We start from the raw sequence: 15,438 nt of genomic DNA on the forward strand, positions 1-15,438 counted from the left end.
TGATGTAGCGATCCCAGGCGTCGGGAAAGATGTTGCTGGCGCCTTGCTGGTAGAACCAATCGATCTCGCTCTTGCGCAGCAAGAAGATGCCGCGCAGCACGAGGCCCGCGACGCGCTCTGGGTGCTTGGCGGCGTAGGCGAGCGCGAGCGTGGAGCCCCAGGAGCCGCCGAACACGAGCCATTTGTTGATGCCGTGGCGCTCCCGCACGCGCTCCATATCGGCGACCAAGTCCCAGGTGGTGTTCTCGCGTAGCTCCGCATGCGGCATGGAGCGGCCGCAGCCGCGCTGATCCATCATAATGACGCGATAGCGCTTGGGGTCGAAGAAGCGGCGCATTTCGGGCGAGAGCCCGCCGCCGGGGCCGCCATGTAGCGCCACCACGGGCAGGCCCTCGGGATTGCCGCTTTCCTCGACATAGATCGTGTGAATGTCCGACACCTTGAGCATTTCGCTCTTGGCGGCTTCGAGCGGCGGATAGAGGTCGCGCCGCGGCGGGGGCGTTTGGCCGTACATCAGATTTGGTTAGGGGCCCTTGCCTCAGATCGCAAGCGCGACCGGCGGCATAAGGCTGCGCGTTGGTCTCTTTAGCGGCGCCGCGCGCAATGCTACGGCTCGCGGACATCTTCAGAAGAATCGATCCCGCCCGCGTGAGCGCCGAAACCGCCTCTATTTTCACATCCCGCGCCGCGCGGGTCACTTTGGTGATGTCGTGCTTATTCGCGACCACCGGCGTGACCCTGGTGTTCTTGCCGCGTTGGTTGGAGGTGGAGCGTGGGCTCTCGGGCGCAGAGATCGGGGCGGTGCTGTCTCTGGCGCAATTGGCGCGGATATTCACCGGCCCCGCGATCGCGTTTTGGGCAGATGGTGCGGCCGATCGGCGAACGCCGTTTCGGCTGATGGCGATCGCCGCCATGGCGGCATACGCGGCGTTTTTTCTTGTCGCCGATGGCTTTTGGCAGCTCCTGGCGCTGGGCTTTCTTGCACTGTCGCTGGTGCAAGCGCTGGTGCCGCTGATCGAAGCGGCAACGCTGCGCGCGACGGCGACGGGGCGGATCAATTACGGCGTGGCGCGCGGCATAGGCTCGGTTGCGTTCATTTTCGCGAACATCGCGGGCGGTTTCGTGGTCGCGCAATTCGGCGTGGGCGCGGTCGCCGTGTGGGTGCTATGCGCTTTGGCGGCGGTGATCGCCTCATCGTGGACGGCGCTCTTGCCGGATCCGTCATCGCATCAAAACGTTGCCCCGTCGGAGCGCTTGAATGCGGTGTTCGACCTGCTGCGGTCGCGGCGATTTCTTATTCTGATCTTCGCGTGTGGGCTGATTCAGAGCGGGCATGCGTTCTATTACGGCTTCTCCGTCATTGTCTGGCGAGGACAAGGCGTGGCGGCGGAGACGATCGGCTTCCTGTGGGCAATCGGGGTCGCGGTGGAGGTCGCCTTCCTTTGGAGCCTCGGCTTCTTCGAGCGGCGCTTCTCTCCGGAGACGTTGATCCTGGCGGGTGCAGGCGGCGGCGTTCTGCGCTGGGTGGCGATGGGATTTGCGCCGACAGGCTGGGTGCTCTGGCCGCTGCAGGCGCTGCACGCGCTCAGTTTCGCGGCGGCGCATGTGGGCGCGATGCGGCTGCTCTATCGTGACACACCGGATGCGCAGGCGGCGATGGCGCAGACGCTCTATTCAACACTCTCCGGCGGCATACTGATCGGCGGATCAACATTGCTGGCGGGCGTGCTCTATGACGCGGTCGGTGCGCAGGGTTATTGGGCGATGGCGCTGATCACGTTGGCCGGCGGAGCGCTGGCTGTTCAGCTCCTCGACGCACCGCCACGCGCCAAAAACGCAACACATTCGTAAGATTTTCGCGCGGGAAGGGAACCCTCGCCTTCAAAGCGCCTTCGGCATCTTTGCCTTATATTTTCTGTTAGCTCTTATCGTTTGGGGAACAGAAAGTTTCGAGGGACGCTGACGTGACGGCCGCCATGGCCACATTTGATTTCCGCGAGGATGACCGCGCGCCGGTGTTGGCGTTGAGCGGCGATTGGACGGTGGACACCATCGCCAGCGCCGAGGCGGAGCTGCGTGCGCTTACCGAGAAGTTAAAGGCGGGCGCCGTCGTCGACGTGAGCGCGTTGGGACGGTTCGATGTGGCCGGCGCCTATCTGATTGATCGGACATTTCGCGAGAGCGCCGCCGGCGATTCGTCGCGCATCGCTATTCGCGGCCAACATGTAAACGCGCTGAAACTCTTGGAGACGGCGCGAAAGGCCTATGGCGGCGCACTCACCGAGCCGGATCGCCCGCGTGGTCTCACGGGCTTTCTGGAGCAGGTCGGCCGCGCCATGGCCGCCATCGGCGAAGAGATAATCCAGACGGTCGGGTTTTTTGGCGAGACGCTCGTCGTATTTGGTCGCCAGCTTCTAGAGCCGCGTCGCATTCGCTGGACCTCCTTGGTTCACGTGATGGAGACGGCCGGTCTCAACGCGCTGCCGATCGTGATGATGCTGTCATTCTTCATCGGCCTGGTGGTCGCGTATCTCGGCGCGCGGATTCTGGGCGATTTCGGCGCATCGGTGTTCACCGTTGAACTCGTTGCGTTTTCGATGATGCGCGAATTTGGCGTGGTGATCACTGCGGTGCTGCTGGCCGGTCGCACCAATAGTGCGTTCACGGCGGAGATCGGCGCGATGAAGATGCGCCAGGAGATCGACGCCATGCGGGTGATGGAGATCGACCCGATGGATGCGCTGGTGGCGCCGCGCGTCTTCGCGATGTTGATCATGACGCCTATTCTCACCTTTGCGGCGACGATGGCGGGCATTCTCGGCGGCATGTTGGTGTGTTGGTCGGCGCTCGACGTCAGCCCGGCGATGTTCTTCGCGCGGATTTCGGAAGTCGTGCCGTCGCAGCATTTCTGGGTGGGAATGGTGAAGGCGCCCGTATTCGCCGTGGTGCTGGCCGTGATCGCCTGCAAGCAAGGCTTGTCCGTCGGCGGCGATGTGGGCTCGCTCGGCAAACGCGTCACAACCTCGGTCGTGCAGGCGATCTTCATGATCATTCTGCTCGACGCTTTGTTCGCGCTCTGGTTCCTGGAGATGGATTGGTGAGCGAGGAGACCGCCATCCGCGTGCGGGACCTCGTCACCCGCTTTGGACGCCAGACCGTGCATGACGGCCTGAACCTCGACGTGCGTCGCGGTGAGATATTGGGCGTTGTCGGCCCATCGGGCTGCGGCAAGTCCGTTCTGTTGCGCGAGATCGTGGGGCTGGATCGGCCGACGGAGGGCGAGATCAGCTTTCCGTACCATGAAGCGCAAGGCGTCGTGCCGCGCTTGGGCGTGATGTTTCAGGATGGTGCGCTGTTCTCCAACCTCACCGTGCTTGAAAACGTCGCCGCGCCGCTCCGCGAGCACGCGCATCAGATATCGCCGGTTTTGCGCGATGAGATCGCCGCGCTCAAATTGTCGATGGCCGGACTTGACGCGAGCGCCCACCATAAACGCCCGGCGCAGATATCCGGGGGCATGCGCAAGCGCGCGGCCGTCGCGCGCGCTTTGGCGCTTGATCCGGAATTGTTGTTCTTGGATGAGCCCACGGCCGGTCTCGATCCAATTTCCGCCGAGAAATTCGATCGGATGACGCAAGACCTCGCGCGTTCACTCGGGCTTACGGTGTTCTTGGTCACGCACGATCTGGATACGCTTTATGCAATCTGCGACCGCGTGGCGGTGCTGTACGGCGGCAAGGTCGCCGCCATCGGCACAATTCCGGAAATCACAGCAAACGCCCAAGGGTGGGTGAAGGAATATTTCTCTGGACCGCGCGGGCGAGCGGCGCATGCCGGCGCCAGCGCGGGAGGGTAGAGGCATGGAAACGAAAGCCAATTACGTCCTCATCGGCGCCGCCACAATTGTCGGCGCGTTACTGATCATGTTGTTCGCGATGTGGATCTCGTCGAGTGAGTTTCGGCGCGGATTCAACGAATTTGATATCGTGTTCGATGATCCGGTGCGGGGCCTCACCGAAGGCGGCGAAGTGCGCTTCAATGGGATCAAGGTCGGCGAAGTGGATTCGCTCCGGATCGATCCCGACAACACCAACCGCGTGATCGCGCGGGTGCGTGTCTCGACCGATGTACCGGTGAAAGACGACAGCTCGGCGCAGCTAGAACCGATCGGTCTGACGGGTGTGACGCTGATTCAGCTCTCGGCGGGCAGCGCTGAGGCTGAAATTCTGCGCCGGGGAATCGGCGCTCCGCCGCCGCGGATTCAGGGGCGCGGCAGCCAGATCGACATACTGGTGGCGCGGTCGGAGGACATCGCGCTGCGGGCGAGCGAAGCGATGGCGGCGGTGCGCGATTTGTTGACCGATGAGAACATCGCCCGCGTGAGCCGCATCATCACGAACCTCGAGAATGTTTCATCGCAATTGGCCGACCGCAACTCGGTGGTGACCCAATCAGGCGAGGCGGCGCGTGAGATCGCGGCTTTGTCACGCCAATTGCGGAACGACATGGCCGAACTGGATCAGGTCATGACATCGATGAACGAGGCGGCGCAGACCGCTTCTGGCGAGACCTTGCCGGAGCTAACCAACGCCGCGGAGGAAATCCGCCGCGCCGCCGCAGGCATCGCCCGAGTCGCCAACAATCTCGAAGAAAACCCGTCTGTCCTTACGCCGCAATCGCCGCGGCCTAGCGTGGAGCTGCGTCCATGATGCGCGCGTCGATCCTCCTTTTGCCGCTGTTGCTCTGCGGATGCATTTCGCTGCTGCCCGAGCCGCCGCCGCCGCCGCGCGTGTTCGTTCTGGAATCGGCTGATGTTGCGCCCCTGTCGCAACGTATCGACGCGACCATCGCCGTGGCGCAGCCGACAGGCGAGCGTACGATCATGGGCACAGACGTGATTTGGCGCACGGGCGACGAGCTGGCCTACGTGGCGCAGACGCAATGGTCGGCGCGGGCGGAGTTCGCGCTGCAGAACATGTTGATCCATACGCTAGCCGGCCAGGGCGCATTCAATGCCGCGACCCGTACGGGCGAGACCCGGGCGAATTATGAAGTTCGCTGGGACGTGCTCGATTTCGAAGTGCGTGATGAGGCGATGCAGGCGCGGTTCGTAGCGGACGTCCGCATCGTCGCCTCGCCAGGTCGCCGCATCATCGCGCAGCGCGTGATCGAAGCGCAGGCCCCCGTTTCGGATCGATCCTCCAGCGTCGCCACCCAAGCGCTTGCGCGCGCCGCCCGTGAAGGCAGCGCGCGCATTGGCGTGTTTGCGGCGGAGGCGGCGTTGGCGGATCAGGCCACGCAGCAGCCAGCGGCGAACTGATTACGAGGCGAGCGCCGCGTCGATCAGCAGGTAAGCGCGGACGAGGTCGGACCCCTCGCCCTTGTGTTCGCTCTTGGCCAGATCCGGTCGAGCGCGGAATTCAGCAGCGAGCGCGCGGGCCTCAAGATCGCGATTGAGCTGACGCGCGATGCGGCTCACCGCGACTGGCGCAACGTTCTCTACCGCACGGCGACGCGCGGCCGCGCCGTCGCGTGAGCGCTGGGCGATCATATCGAGGTCGCGGGGATCGAGCACGTTGTCGAGATCGACGCCAGCTTCGGCCACCAGGTCGAGCGCGCTGTGCTTCAAGGAGGCGTCCGGATTGCTGTTCGACAGCGTGCCGAAATCCGCGAGATCGAACGCATGGCGCTCTTCATTGGCGGCTTTCGGCGTTTCTTCGCGCGGCGGCATGAAATTGCCCCAGCCGCCGAAGCCTCTGAACACGCGGCGCGATTGCGGCGCTTGCTCTTGGCGGCTTTCCACGCGCGGACGCGGCGTGCGGGTTACGGCGGCGCTGGCGGCGGCGTGCAGTGAGGAAAATTCCGGTTCGTCTGCGGCGACGCGATCCAGCGTGCGCTCGATATCGCGCTCGATCGGGCGTTCGGCGCGGGGCAGGGGCGCGGCGGGCGCACGCTTGGCGCCGGCTGTCGAGGCGAGCGCGCTGAGGCGTTGCTCGATCTTGGCGGTGTAACGTTCGGCGGCGGCTTGGCTTTCGCTGGACGCGGCGCGCGCGGACTCGGCGGCTTCCGCCAGCTTCGCCAAGGTTTCGGCGGCGGCGTCCTGCATCGCCTGGTTCTCGGCGCGGATCAGCTGGGCGGCGCGCTTGGCTTCGAACACGGCGCTGCGCGTCGTCTCGCGCACGGCGGCCGCGGTTTCGTTGGCGGCGAGCACAGCTTCCGCGCTGGCGCGTTTGGCGGTTTCGGTGAGGCGGGTGGCCTCGGCCAAGCCTTCGAGCATTTGGCTCATGGCGCCGTTCAGCGAATTGCTGGCGGCGGCGGCGTTGTCGGCGGCGCGGTGCATCTGCGCCGTGCGGTCACCGAGAGTCGACGCTGACGCGCTAAACGAGCTTAGATAGGATTGCAGTGCGTCCTCTGCCGAAACGATCTCCGTCTTCACCAGCTTGGACGCCTCACGCATCAGCCGGATTTGACGGCCAATCGAATTGGCCATGTTTTCAGTCTGGCCCTTGAGATCGCTGTTCAACTCGACAATTGCGTCGCGTTCTTGTTGCAGCGCGTAAGCCATAGTCTCGACGTTCTCGCGCGAGGACGCGACGGCCTCGTTGAAGAGGGCGGCGTTGCGCTGCGTGGTCCGCTCAAGTTCGGCCAAACGGTCGAGCGCCGATGCTACGGCGTCGTTGAGATTCTCGATCTCGTATTTCACGACATTGGTGAGGCGCTGCGCGCCTTCCTCGGCGGCGGCGGACGGCGTGCGCGCGTCTTGGGCGATACGCGTGAGTTCGACCGCGAGCTTGCGCGCTTTGAGCGCTTCCGCCGCCGCGGAGGCGGCGACCCAGAAGAGCAAGGCGGGGCCGAAGGCGAGGGCGATGAGGCCGGCTTGCATCGCCGGGTCCATCGTCATCACGGCTTCGACGCCGTAATAGGAGAGTGGGCCGCCGATCGCGGCGCCGATCCAGAGCAGCGCGGCGAGGCCGCCCAAGAAGCCGGCCCAGGAGAAGCCCGTCTTCACTTTGAATGGTTCACGCGGCTCCACAGTGGCCGGCTCGTCGGCGAATGACTCGAAATCACGGAACGCGACATCCTCATTCGCAGCTTCGAGTTCACCGAAGCCTTCGAACGGATCGCGCTCGCTCTCAAGGTCGTACCGCATGCTTAACTCCCCGCCCACAAAGGTTTTCAGGCGTTAACGAGTGCGGCGTGCAACGCGCATGCCAGAAGCGCGAGTGCGTTTCGCCGGGCGCGCGTGCGCCAGATCGGCGCAAAATCCGCGCCGCGTTGCGTTTTGGGAGAGTGGTTAAGGTTGACGCGTCCGTTGTTAACCGGCGATGAGAAGCGCGTTTGAGTGAACGCATTCCCGATGATGTCTTTTCCTTTGCCGTCCAAAGAGACAATCACGCTGCCGGGCGGGGGCATTGTGAGGGCGCCGCGCGGGTACAAGCCCGATCCGCTCAAGGACGAACGTTGGCGGGCGGTGGGCGTACTGGTTCTCTACCGACACCTGCGCTCAATGCTGTCCGGTACCATGGAGAGCAACGGTGTGATCGCGATCGCGCGCCGCGACGCGCATGCGGACATCGATGACTTTGTGAATGCCGCGCGCGGCGCGTTAACGACGCGCTGGGCGCACGGCGATGAGCAAGGTTGGGGCGATAGCGCCAAGCGCCTGCCGGTGGAGCGACGCACCGCGACCGACGGCGTTGAATTGTCCGGCGCCCTCAGCGTCCACGTCGTCGGCTTTTGGGACGTGTACGATTGGCCGGGCCGCTTTTTGGCGCTTGAGCATGCGTGTGGGCTGCGGGTGGCGGCGTGGATTTGGGATAAGCACGGTGGCGAGAAGCGGGCGCGCGCGATGGCAAACGCAATCGCTAGGTCGTATCGCGGCGGGGTGGAGGCGTGATGCGCTGGGTGTTCGTAATGATGTTCGCGGGGCTGGGCGCGATGATGCTCTATGTGGGCGTCACACAATATGCGCTCCAGCAACGCATCGCCGAACATGCGCGCCCGATCGAGGTGGAGATCATCCATTCGGCGGTGACGCGCAGCGTGTCTGGCGACACGGACCCAAGTTTGTCGCGCAACACGTCTACGACCACCTACGCGCCGGAGGTGCGATTTCACTATGTCATCGATGGGCGCGATTACGAAAGCGCGATGATGCGGCCGAACATCATCGAGACAACTTACGGCTCGCATGAAGACGCCGCCGCTGAACTGGCCGATTATCCGCTCGGCGCGCGCGTGCAGGCGTGGGTCGATGATGCGCATCCCGAGAATGCGTTTCTCATTCTCGAGAAGGGCATCGGGCCGATCGTGTTCATGATCGTCGGTCTCGTCGCGCTGAGCGTGGCGTTCCTCGCGTTCCGCTTCATCCGATGATTTATCCGCGCAAACGCGTCGGCGCCGTCACGATGGAAGCGCCGCCTGGCTTGTTTGAAGACAACGAAGCGCCAGGCGATTGCATCGCGGCGCTGACGGCGATCGCGCCGACGACATTGCGGCTCTGGAGGATAGATCCAGGAAACGCATCGGACCTGAGCGCGCTGATGGCGCGCGTGTGCGATGGCGCGGTGCGCGAAGTGGCGGCGGTTGGCGAAGAGCATGTTTGGCCAGGACTCGCGGCGGACATCGGGGGCGAAGGCGAGGTGCGCGAGACGCATTATCTCTTCGAGCATGACGGCGCGGTGATCCACGGCGTGGCGCGCGCGCCGCGTGAGCTTTGGCCTGACTACGGTCCATTTCTCGAAATGACGATGCTATCGCTCGATATCGGCGCGCGCCCCTCACCCTATTTGCCGCTTTTTGCCGGCGATCGCACGCCCGAGGTGACGCCAAAGCCGGCGGTGGAGAGCTCTGGTGCTTCGCTAGCGCGTCGTTTGGATGGCGCGGCGCCCGAGGCGCAGCGCCTTATCGCACAATTGGAGTTTGATCGCGCCGAAGCGCTGGTGCGCGCGATTGATTCTGACATTCGTGGTGCAAACGCACTCATGCGCTTTTACGAAGCTGCGTTGGAGCGCGCGCCGACAAATACCCGCATCTTCGAACGTGCATGCTATTGGGCGCGCGCTGCGCTACCGGAGCCGCACACCTCGATCGAGGCAGAGCAAAACGCGTCCGCCATCGCCGAACGTGAAGCGGGTCTCAAACGGATTTATCGGTCGACCTAACCTGCTGCGGCGTCGATCAGCAGAAACGCGCGCGTGGCCTCGGCGTTCATCGCGGCGCGGCCGCGGCCGATAAGTTCGGCGATGCGCATGCCTTCATTGCGCAGGAAGAGCATGGCTTCCTGGTTGGCCTGCGCGTCGCGCGTTAGGAAGTCGGCGAGGCGATGCGTGGCGTCGGGGGCTGCGTCGCGGACGGCGCGGCGACGCGCTTGGGTGCCGCCGCGGGAGCGCTGGGCGATGCGTTCGAGCGCGGAGGGTGAGAACACCTCGTCCATGCGCAGACCGGATTGTTCGATTGTCTCGATGATCGGCAGCGCAGGCGCGGCCGCGCGCGGCTGGGTGATGCGGCGGCGCAGGTGCGCGACGGGGTCCTCGGCGGGTGCGCCGCGCACGGGCGGGGATTGCGGCGTGGCGCCGTCTTCAACGTTCGAGAGCAGATCACGCCAGGTCCAGTCGCCGGGCGTGGTTTCTTGGCGCGGACGCTCAATCGACCGCTCTTGGCGTTCGCCGAATAGTGCATCGTCGCGCCGGGCGCGGGGCGGCGGCGCATCGAGCGGATCGGGCTCGTCGCGCCAGGAATTGTCGTAGCTCGGTTCTTGCGCTTCGGGAGTGCGCCGACGCACGCGCGGCCGCGCCGGCTGCGGCGGCGCTTCCTCTTCGACCGCTTCGCGCGCGCCGATGGCGGCGCTGCGCGCGGCGTCTGCGGCGTCACGCAGACGCTCCAGTGCGATCGCGGCTTCGCGTTCAACATTGACGGCTTCGTTGCGGATCAGATCGGCGGCGCGCTTGGCGTCATCGATAGCGCGATGCGTGGTGTCGCGCACGGCGCCGGCCGTGGAATTGGCGGCGAGCGTCGCCGCTTCGGCGGATTGGCGCGCGGCATCGGTGAGGTTCGTGGCCTTGGCCAGAATATCGAGCGCGTTGGACAGCGCTTGTTCGAGACGGAGCGCGGAATCGGCGCTGGCTTGCGCGGCGCTGGAGAGGCCGTGCGTGCGATCGCTGATTAGGGCGGCGGCGGCGCCGAACGAGGTGAGACGGTGGTCGAGCGCCTGGTCGGCGGCGCGGACTTCCGCTTCGGCCACGCGCGCGGCTTCGCTGATCGATTGCGTGTGGCGCGAGATCGAGTCGCCAATTGTCTGTGCGTGGTTGGTGAGCTCCTTCGAGATGCGCAGCAGCTCCTCGCGCTCACGCTCCATGCCGGAGATCATTTGACCGGCGCCGGCGCGAGCTTGATCGGCCATGTTGTCCACGACTTGGGCTTGGCGCGCGATTTGGCCCTCGACCTCTTGCAGGCGCGCGAGGGTTTTCTCGAGCGCCTGATCGAGGGTGGAGATCTCCCCGCGCACGGTGAGGGCCAATTGGCGCGCGGCCTCTTCGGCCGAGCGTTCCGGATTGAGCAGGCGGTCGGCGGCGTCGGCCAGGCGTTGCGCTTCGGCGCGGGCGCGGGCGCTGTCGCGTGCGGCGACGCCCGAGAAGATCGCCATCAGCGCCGGGAAAAGCACCGCCGCGCCAATCGCGGCGCCTTCGACCAGGGTGAGCGCCTGCAGGCGATCTTGCCCCATCAGCGCAAAGACGGCGACGGCCGCGCCGACGACCCAAAGCCCCGCCACGACGAAGGCGAGCACACTCATATTGGCGCCAGGATCGCTCTTGCGGTCGGGCGTGCTCATGCGAATTTCCTTAAGCGTCTGCTAACGCTCAACGAAAACGAAATAAGTTAGACCATTTCAAGGGCGGCGCGCTGCTTTGGGGCGCGCATGGAGAAGGTTTCAGCGATCGCGCGATGCTTCGGCGCTGGGTTCGGCCGGCGCGTGTTCGGCTGCACGCTCTTCAAGCGTAATCCCAACCCACGCAAGTGCGATGGCGAGCAACGCGTCACGAACGGCGACAAGAAGACTGAGCATTGCCCTCTACCTCAATGCGATGATGCGCATATGCGCTGTTCGCGGCGACGCGACAAGCGTCCAAAGCGGTAATGTCCAGGGAATAACGAATTCGGCGTTACTTTCTCGCCCGGCCGTGCTTGACGCGCACGCCCGAGCGGCTAAGTAACAAGCAATGTTACAACATAACACTGCGCGCGCCGGCCGGAAGGCGCACCTGGCTCACGCGACAGTGGTGGCCTTGCATGCCTTGTGCTGCGGCCTGCCGGCCCTGGCGATGATTGCGGCGGCAGTGTCCGGCGCGACCTCCGGCATCGCGCTCATGGCCGATTTTTTTGAGCCGTTTCATGACCTTCTACACCGCTACGAGCTCTGGATCATGGCCGCTTCAGCCGGTCTCGTGGTATTGGGAGGCGCCTTAGAAGTGATCGCGCGGCGCGGACCGCACAATCACGGCTTTCCGTGGTTGTTCTCGCTCTCGGTGCTCTGCTTCGTGGTGAACGTGGCCATTATCCTGGCCCACCGCGGCTAGCGCTTGGGCTTGAGCAGGTGGAGGGCAAGCGTGCGGAATTTGCGGACGCTCGCCGCGATCGGCTCTGTGCGCCACAATGCGCGGCGTAAGGCGAAGCCCTCAAGGGCGGTGAGCAGCGTCTCGGCCGCTTCGTCGGACTCTATGGCGGGATAAGCGCCCCCGGTGCGACGGGCCTTATCGATCGCGCCTGCAATTCGGCCCCGGGCGACGCGGTCGCGTTCTGCTAAGGCCTTGGCCAGCAAAGGATCTCGGGCGGCCTCCGCCCAGATATCCGAGAGCAGGGCGGCGTGGCCTGCCTTATCGAACGCCTCTAGGAAAGTCCGCGCCAAGTCTGCCAAGCCTTCGATCAGGGCTTCGGCATCGCCAACGTGGTCGAGCGCCGCCTCGGCGTCGGCCCGGGCGTCGAGGGCGATCGCGGCGACGATGTCGGCCTTGGCTGGGAAATAGCGGTACAGCGCCCCGGGGCTGATGCGCGCCTCGGCGCAGATTTCCTCGATCGTCGTCTGCCGAAAGCCGCGTTCGCGAAAACAGGCCCGCGCCGCCTCCATAATCTGGCCGCGGCGGCGCTCGGGCAAGGCGGGGTCGGCATGGCGCGGCATATCTGGCGCAAGAATAAAGCGAGTCCCGGCGCGAATGTGTCCTCTGGTTTAGGGTTAATTCACAGGCTGCTGGCAGCGTTGTGCGGATACGTTCGGGGGGAGCGCGTCCAAAATGACAAAAACGACGCCCATAGCGATCGCAAGCGCGGCAGAGACACGACGGCGCGAAATGCCGGCATCCGTGGCTTTGGTGCTGCTGACCGGCGGGCTGGCCGCCGCGATCATGGGCGGAAGCATTCCCGTAGCATGGGCCGCGGTCATGGCCCTGCTGCTCATCTTCGACACCGAGCTTTATCGTCGGCTCGACGCCGCCGATGCGAAGATCGAGGGCCGTGTGCTCTGGGGCCTGTGCGCCTGGGGGTTCGGCAGCTCCGCCTTTTACGCCACCTTGCCTGCGGCGCTCTGGCTTCATGGCGAGGCCGCAGCCGCGGCCGCGGCGATGGTGCTGTGGGTGGCCGGTGTGGTGCGCCATTTCAGCCGCGGCGCCTCGGGCTCGTTGCTCATCGCCCTCGCCGGCGCCGCCCCGCCAGCGCTTTCACTGCTGGCGTCGCCGCTTGTGATGGCCGCGATGTCACGCCAGCCGGATTGGGATCTGGCGTTGATCGCCGCTGTCGGCGGCGGTTCGTTGATGGCGTACGTCACGCTCGCGCGCATTAGCGCGGCGGATGCGGAGCGCGCGTTGCGTGAAGCTGCGCTCCAGCAGGATCTCAGCGCGACCATGGGGAAGCTTGTTATCGATCACGGACAACTTGCCGCTGCGTTGATGGATAAGGATGGGCGCGTTCTGGCGATGAGCGAGCCGATGCGCTTGGCGCTGCGCGTCAAAGGTACAGGTGTTGGCGAAAAACTCGACGATCTGATCCCCTGGTCGCCGGAAAAATGGCGCGACGCCTTCAAACGCGCGTTGCTCGGCGAGAGCATCCGCTACGACGAAGACGAAACCAAATCCGCATATGGGACGATGTGGTTCGAGTGGGGCGTGCGGCCCTGGCGCGCCGCCAGCGGAGAGATTTTGGGCGCTGTGGCCTACGGCCGCGACATCACCTCGTTGGTGGAAACGCGCGCCGAAGTGATCGAGAACGAACAACGTTTGCGCATGGCGCTTGAGGCGGGGCGCAGCATTGTCTGGGAAGTTGATTTCAAACATCACGAGGTCACTTGGCACGGTGATCCAATCCCTCTGTACGGACGCACGATCAATTTCGACGAATTCGTCAACACATCAACGCCGCTGATCCACGTCGACGATCATCCGCTCATCCAGAAGTATTTCAACGGCATCCTGCAAGGCGCCGAAGGCGCGCTTGAGCATCGTGTGATCCGCCCGGACGGCACGGTGAAGTGGACGGAGCTTTGGTCGCGCCGTGTCGTGGGACGATCGGGCGGCGTGCGCAAACTGATTGTGCTTGCGAAGGACATCACCGAACGCAAACAGCAGGAAGCCGCGTTCATCGCCGCCATGCACCGCGCCGAAACGAAGCTGAAGGCGAACCGCGCGCTGTTCGCCGAGTTCGCGCCGGCGGGCGTGGCCCACGCCGATGAGATTGATGAAGCCGCGATCAATCTCGAAGAGATGTATGAGCGGCTTGAGGGCTTGCTTGAGGAATTGGACGTACGCGACGCCGCGCTTGCCGGCACCATCGCCTCGTTGCGCGCAGCGCGTGAGGCGGCGGACTACGCCAATGTCGCCAAGTCTCAGTTTCTCGCCAATATGAGCCACGAGCTGCGCACCCCGCTCAACGCAATTATTGGCTACAGCGAGATATTGCAGGAGGAGGCGGAGGCCGACGGCCGTGACAGCGACATCGCCGACATTCAGCGCGTGCTGAGTTCGGCGCGGCAATTGCTGCACCTCATCAACGGCATCCTCGACCTTTCGAAGATCGAAGCGGGCCGCATGGAATTGGCTGTCGGCGAGTTCGACGTGCCGCAATTGCTGCGCGAAGCCGTAGCGACGGTGCGGCCGAGCGCGGAGAAGAATGGAAACAAGGTGACGCTTGAGGTGGCCGATATTGGCAGCGCATCCACCGATGCGTTCAAGCTCAATCAGTGCCTGCTCAATTTGCTCGCGAACGCGGTGAAGTTCACGCAAGACGGCGAGATCGTCGTGCGCGCGGCGCGGCACATGGGCGGCGATCGCGACATTGTCGAAATATCAGTGTCGGACACCGGCATCGGCATGAGCGAAGATCAGCTATTGCGGCTGTTCAACGCATTCATGCAGGCGGATGCATCGACCGAGCGCAAATACGGCGGCACTGGGCTGGGCCTCGCGATCACGCGGCGCACGATGCAGTTGCTGGGCGGTGATGTCACTGTTGTGAGTGCTCCGGGCGAGGGCTCGACATTCACGCTCCGATTCCCCGCCCGCCTCGACGCCGGATTGCAGGCGCACGAGCGCATCGATGCGGACGCCGCCGCCGGTCAAGGAAAGCAGCGCGTCGTGTTGTTGATCGATGACGACGAAAGCGTGCGCGATCTCACAGGCCGCTCGTTGACGCGCTTGGGCTTTGAAGTCGTGAGCGCCGCATCGGGCAAGCAGGGGCTGTCCATGGCGCGCGAGCTTAAGCCCAGTCTGATTTTGCTCGACATCAATCTGCCGGACATGGCGGGCTGGGACGTGTTGGCGATGCTTGGCTCCAGCAACACGGCCGCCATACCGGTCATCGTGCATTCTATCGACGACGACCGTCCACGCGCGTTGAGTGCGGGGGCGTGTGAACTCCTTGTTAAGCCTGCTGACCGCGATGTTCTCGCGGCTACGGCATTGCGCTTTGCGCGCGTTGAATCTAATCCCGCTCCGGCGCAAGCGTCGGTATTGTCGTCCATAGCAAGAAGTGCGTGAAAGGCGTCTCCCCATGCGTATTTTGATCGCTGAAGACCACCCTGATAATCGCGAAATGCTGACGCGCCGGCTTGAGCGACGCGGCTATGAAGTGCATTGCGCGGAGAATGGCGCCGAAGCCGTGGAGATGGCGCAGAAATGCGCGCCGGACCTGATCCTGATGGATATTTCGATGCCAGTGATGTCGGGCATCGAGGCCACTAAGGTGCTACGGCAAACGCCGACAGTGTCGGGTGTGAAGATCGTGGCGCTCACCGCGCATGCGATGGAGAGCGCCCGTCGGGAATGCATGGAAGCCGGCTGCGATGATTTTGCGACCAAGCCCGTCGATTTCGCGGGACTCGTTGCGTTGATCGAGAAATACGCCGCTTGATCTGTCGCACGCATGGTTAGCGCGCATCAAGGTTAGCGCTTATTT

Annotated in this window: 16 protein-coding genes; 11 read left to right on the forward strand and 5 right to left on the reverse strand. The window is 64.4% G+C overall.

The genetic code is table 11. The annotated features are described in order from the left end of the window. Positions 1–514: prolyl aminopeptidase (gene pip, locus VF769_RS11795; RefSeq protein ID WP_331008609.1), on the reverse strand; the 514-nt coding region annotated here is incomplete at its 3' end. Positions 515–603: 89 nt separating this feature from the next. On the opposite strand from pip, the gene VF769_RS11800 reads away from it, so the two are divergent. From VF769_RS11800 to VF769_RS11820, 5 genes are all read left to right on the forward strand, one after another. Beyond that, positions 604–1,851, forward strand: a complete 1,248-nt coding sequence (locus tag VF769_RS11800) for an MFS transporter (RefSeq protein WP_331008610.1) — start codon at positions 604–606, stop codon at positions 1,849–1,851. A gap of 125 nt (positions 1,852–1,976) precedes the next feature. Beyond that, on the forward strand, positions 1,977–3,101 hold the full coding sequence (locus VF769_RS11805) for an MlaE family lipid ABC transporter permease subunit (protein ID WP_331008611.1): 1,125 nt from the start codon (positions 1,977–1,979) through the stop codon (positions 3,099–3,101). Continuing rightward, positions 3,095–3,856, forward strand: coding sequence for an ABC transporter ATP-binding protein (locus tag VF769_RS11810; RefSeq protein ID WP_349258135.1), 762 nt, complete (start codon positions 3,095–3,097; stop codon positions 3,854–3,856). Before VF769_RS11805 ends, VF769_RS11810 begins: the two co-directional genes overlap by 7 nt. 4 nt (positions 3,857–3,860) lie before the next feature. Then, complete coding sequence (locus tag VF769_RS11815) at positions 3,861–4,709, forward strand: MlaD family protein (protein WP_331008613.1); 849 nt, start codon at positions 3,861–3,863, stop codon at positions 4,707–4,709. Then, positions 4,706–5,320 carry an ABC-type transport auxiliary lipoprotein family protein gene (locus VF769_RS11820; protein WP_331008614.1) on the forward strand — a complete coding sequence of 205 codons (615 nt, stop codon included), beginning with the start codon at positions 4,706–4,708 and terminating at the stop codon, positions 5,318–5,320. The genes VF769_RS11815 and VF769_RS11820 overlap by 4 nt, the downstream gene beginning before the upstream one ends. Here VF769_RS11820 and VF769_RS11825 read toward each other — a convergent pair whose 3' ends face one another. Beyond that, complete coding sequence (locus VF769_RS11825) at positions 5,321–7,150, reverse strand: hypothetical protein (RefSeq protein ID WP_331008615.1); 1,830 nt, start codon at positions 7,148–7,150, stop codon at positions 5,321–5,323. It abuts the gene before it with no gap. Between the two features lie 192 nt (positions 7,151–7,342). Between VF769_RS11825 and VF769_RS11830 the strand changes: the two genes are divergently transcribed. The 3 genes from VF769_RS11830 to VF769_RS11840 are packed head-to-tail and all read left to right on the forward strand — an operon-like array spanning position 7,343 to position 9,164. Beyond that, positions 7,343–7,897 (forward strand): hypothetical protein, encoded by a 555-nt coding sequence (locus VF769_RS11830; RefSeq protein WP_331008616.1) that lies wholly within the window; start codon positions 7,343–7,345, stop codon positions 7,895–7,897. Continuing rightward, positions 7,897–8,376, forward strand: coding sequence for a DUF3592 domain-containing protein (locus VF769_RS11835; RefSeq protein ID WP_331008617.1), 480 nt, complete (start codon positions 7,897–7,899; stop codon positions 8,374–8,376). Before VF769_RS11830 ends, VF769_RS11835 begins: the two co-directional genes overlap by 1 nt. Next, complete coding sequence (locus VF769_RS11840) at positions 8,373–9,164, forward strand: hypothetical protein (protein ID WP_331008618.1); 792 nt, start codon at positions 8,373–8,375, stop codon at positions 9,162–9,164. The genes VF769_RS11835 and VF769_RS11840 overlap by 4 nt, the downstream gene beginning before the upstream one ends. Here the strand turns inward: VF769_RS11840 and VF769_RS11845 are convergent. Both VF769_RS11845 and VF769_RS11850 read right to left on the reverse strand, forming a co-directional pair. Continuing rightward, positions 9,161–10,831: a hypothetical protein gene (locus tag VF769_RS11845; protein ID WP_331008619.1), complete on the reverse strand. Its 1,671-nt coding sequence runs from the start codon at positions 10,829–10,831 to the stop codon at positions 9,161–9,163. The two genes, VF769_RS11840 and VF769_RS11845, sit on opposite strands and share 4 nt — an antisense overlap. Before the next feature lie 99 nt (positions 10,832–10,930). Next, positions 10,931–11,065 carry a hypothetical protein gene (locus VF769_RS11850; protein WP_331008620.1) on the reverse strand — a complete coding sequence of 45 codons (135 nt, stop codon included), beginning with the start codon at positions 11,063–11,065 and terminating at the stop codon, positions 10,931–10,933. Positions 11,066–11,279: 214 nt separating this feature from the next. On the opposite strand from VF769_RS11850, the gene VF769_RS11855 reads away from it, so the two are divergent. Beyond that, a complete protein-coding gene (locus VF769_RS11855) occupies positions 11,280–11,576 on the forward strand; it encodes a hypothetical protein (RefSeq protein WP_331008621.1) in 297 nt (98 codons plus the stop codon). Here VF769_RS11855 and VF769_RS11860 read toward each other — a convergent pair. After that, a complete protein-coding gene (locus tag VF769_RS11860) occupies positions 11,573–12,175 on the reverse strand; it encodes a helix-turn-helix domain-containing protein (RefSeq protein WP_331008622.1) in 603 nt (200 codons plus the stop codon). The two genes, VF769_RS11855 and VF769_RS11860, sit on opposite strands and share 4 nt — an antisense overlap. A 169-nt stretch (positions 12,176–12,344) precedes the next feature. On the opposite strand from VF769_RS11860, the gene VF769_RS11865 reads away from it, so the two are divergent. Together VF769_RS11865 and VF769_RS11870 are read left to right on the forward strand one after the other, a co-directional pair. Further along, positions 12,345–15,020 carry a PAS domain-containing hybrid sensor histidine kinase/response regulator gene (locus VF769_RS11865; protein WP_331008623.1) on the forward strand — a complete coding sequence of 892 codons (2,676 nt, stop codon included), beginning with the start codon at positions 12,345–12,347 and terminating at the stop codon, positions 15,018–15,020. A 13-nt stretch (positions 15,021–15,033) separates the two neighbouring features. Next, positions 15,034–15,393, forward strand: coding sequence for a response regulator (locus VF769_RS11870; protein WP_331008624.1), 360 nt, complete (start codon positions 15,034–15,036; stop codon positions 15,391–15,393). Positions 15,394–15,438: the final 45 nt, after the last annotated feature.

The sequence above is a fragment of the Vitreimonas sp. genome, assembly GCF_036392335.1.
Classification (GTDB): domain Bacteria; phylum Pseudomonadota; class Alphaproteobacteria; order Caulobacterales; family Aquidulcibacteraceae; genus Vitreimonas.

What these genes read in the sequence shown, in the direction of transcription:
- VF769_RS11800 (WP_331008610.1), top strand. Translation starts at nt 604, where the DNA reads ATGCTACGGCTCGCGGACATCTTCAGAAGAATCGATCCCGCCCGCGTG.
- VF769_RS11805 (WP_331008611.1), top strand. Translation starts at nt 1,977, where the DNA reads ATGGCCACATTTGATTTCCGCGAGGATGACCGCGCGCCGGTGTTGGCG.
- VF769_RS11815 (WP_331008613.1), top strand. Translation starts at nt 3,861, where the DNA reads ATGGAAACGAAAGCCAATTACGTCCTCATCGGCGCCGCCACAATTGTC.
- VF769_RS11820 (WP_331008614.1), top strand. Translation starts at nt 4,706, where the DNA reads ATGATGCGCGCGTCGATCCTCCTTTTGCCGCTGTTGCTCTGCGGATGC.
- VF769_RS11825 (WP_331008615.1), bottom strand. Translation starts at nt 7,150, where the DNA reads ATGCGGTACGACCTTGAGAGCGAGCGCGATCCGTTCGAAGGCTTCGGT.
- VF769_RS11835 (WP_331008617.1), top strand. Translation starts at nt 7,897, where the DNA reads ATGCGCTGGGTGTTCGTAATGATGTTCGCGGGGCTGGGCGCGATGATG.
- VF769_RS11840 (WP_331008618.1), top strand. Translation starts at nt 8,373, where the DNA reads ATGATTTATCCGCGCAAACGCGTCGGCGCCGTCACGATGGAAGCGCCG.
- VF769_RS11845 (WP_331008619.1), bottom strand. Translation starts at nt 10,831, where the DNA reads ATGAGCACGCCCGACCGCAAGAGCGATCCTGGCGCCAATATGAGTGTG.
- VF769_RS11850 (WP_331008620.1), bottom strand. Translation starts at nt 11,065, where the DNA reads ATGCTCAGTCTTCTTGTCGCCGTTCGTGACGCGTTGCTCGCCATCGCA.
- VF769_RS11860 (WP_331008622.1), bottom strand. Translation starts at nt 12,175, where the DNA reads ATGCCGCGCCATGCCGACCCCGCCTTGCCCGAGCGCCGCCGCGGCCAG.
- VF769_RS11865 (WP_331008623.1), top strand. Translation starts at nt 12,345, where the DNA reads ATGCCGGCATCCGTGGCTTTGGTGCTGCTGACCGGCGGGCTGGCCGCC.
- VF769_RS11870 (WP_331008624.1), top strand. Translation starts at nt 15,034, where the DNA reads ATGCGTATTTTGATCGCTGAAGACCACCCTGATAATCGCGAAATGCTG.